This is a genomic window from Streptomyces sparsus, assembly GCF_054776295.1.
Map to the genome: position 1 here is coordinate 1 of NZ_BAAHCA010000914.1, position 1,954 is coordinate 1,954.

At 72.2% G+C, this 1,954-nt stretch carries 2 protein-coding genes; one reads left to right on the plus strand and one right to left on the minus strand.

Features of this window, described 5'->3' with window-relative positions; genetic code table 11:
* Positions 1-1,002, minus strand: a 1,002-nt coding sequence (locus ACYVE9_RS24865; protein WP_461030142.1) for a glutathione S-transferase family protein, incomplete at its 3' end; no start/stop codon positions are given.
* A gap of 257 nt (positions 1,003-1,259) precedes the next feature.
* Here ACYVE9_RS24865 and ACYVE9_RS24870 point away from each other — a divergent pair.
* Entirely contained in the window at positions 1,260-1,625 is a 366-nt protein-coding gene (locus ACYVE9_RS24870) for a PH domain-containing protein (RefSeq protein WP_461030143.1), read from the plus strand.
* Positions 1,626-1,954: the final 329 nt, after the last annotated feature.

The following is a 1,954-nucleotide window of genomic DNA, read 5'->3' on the forward strand; positions in this document are numbered from 1 at the left end:
CGGGAGCTGCTCCTCGGCGGGTGGCGGGCCGGGCGGCGTGCCGTCACCGAACGGGCGGCCGCCCAGCTGCTCGCGGTGGTGCGGGGTCAGCCAGCCGGACAGGTCGGGGCCGGCCGGCACGATGCCCGTGGGATTGATGCCGGTGTGCACGACGTAGTAGTGCCGCTTGATGTGGTCGAAGTCGACGGTGTCCCCGAACCCGGGCGTCTGGTAGAGGTCCCGCACGTAGGCCCACAGCACGGGGTCCTCGGCGAGCTTGTACCGGTTGCACTTGAAGTGGCCGTGGTAGACGGCGTCGAAGCGCACCAGCGTGGTGAAGAGGCGGATGTCGGCCTCGGTGATGGTGTCGCCCACCAGGTAGCGGCGGTCGGCGAGCCGCTCGGACAGCTGTCCCAGGCGGCGGAACACGTCGCGGTAGGCGTCCTCGTACTCGTCCTGCTCGGTGGCGAATCCGGCCCGGTACACGCCGTTGTTGACGTCCCGGTAGACGCCGTCCATGACCTCGTCGATCTCGTCCCGCAGCGCCTGCGGGTACAGGTCGGGCGCACCCGGCCGGTGGAGCGCGGTCCACTCGGTCGCCAGGTCGAGGGTGAGCTGCGGGTAGTCGTTGGTCACGAGCAGGCCGCTGGGCACGTCCACGATCGCCGGCACGCTCACCCCGCCGGGCGCGTCCGGCTCGCGCGCCTCGTACGCCTCGGCGAGGTAGCGGATGCCCAGCACCGGGTCGCGGCCGTCCGGGTCCAGCGTGAACCGCCAGCTGCGGTCGTCCTGCACGGGGTCGGCGACGGCGAGCGAGAGCGCCTGCTCCAGGCCCAGCAGCCGGCGGGACACCAGGGCCCGGCTGGCCCAGGGGCAGGCCCGGCTGACGACGAGCCGGTACCGTCCCGCCTCGACCGGCCAGCCGTCCTCGCCCTTGGCGGTGATCCGGTCGGTGAAGTGGCTCCGTGACCGTTTGAAGGCCCGCCTGCCGTACTCGGTGTTGCCGTCACCCGTGGCACTCATACCGGTTCCCTTCGTGCTCGGCCCCGCCCTGCCGTCCCGGCGGAGGCCCCGGCTGCCGGAGCGCCCGGCCCCTCGCTGCCGGACGACGTCCTCGGCACTCTCTCCGGGCGAGGTGCCCTGATCGGACGGTTCCATGCACCCGAGGCCCCCGCGCCGGACCGCGAGGGCATCGGTGAGGGCCCTCACGGCCTCGTCGGGGTGTTCCCGGTCGACAGAAAGTGCGAAGATCGCGCAAATCCAACTACCGGGGGCGTGCCATGGCACTGTTCGGAAACGCACACACCATCGACCCGACGGCCGCGCAGCAGGACTACGCCCGGCTGCTCGGCCAGGGCGAGCGGGTGCACGCGGCGTACCTGCTGATCCGCGACACCCTGCTGTTCACCGACCGGCGGCTGATCCTCGTCGACAAGCAGGGGATCACCGGCAAGAAGGTCGAGTACCACTCCATCCCGTACCGCAGCATCACCCACTTCGCGGTGGAGACGGCCGGCACCTTCGACCTCGACGCGGAGCTGAAGATCTGGATCTCCAGCAGTCCCACCCCGATCCAGAAGACCTTCACCAAGGGCGTGGACATCTACGAGGTGCAGGCCATCCTCACCCAGTTCGTCGCCCGGTGACGGTCGTCGCCCGGTGACGACGCCCGCCACCGGGTGACGGTCGGCGCGCGGATGACGGGAACGGGCGTTGCCACCCGGGCCGGCGGGGCCCGCCCACGCCGCGCGCCGTCCGCTGTCCGTCGCACGCCGTCCGCCGCGGTGGAACTTCGGGCCGGACGGGCGGAGCATGGACGAAGAGCCGTACCGGCTCACCCGCGACCGTCGCCGGTAGGCCAGGCGGACGGAAGGGTGGACACCATGTCCGCGCACACGCTGCTCGGGTCCGCCGCCGTGACGGCGTCCGCTGCCGTGCTGGTCGCGGCCGGCGGACTCGCCGGCTGCGGCGGTGG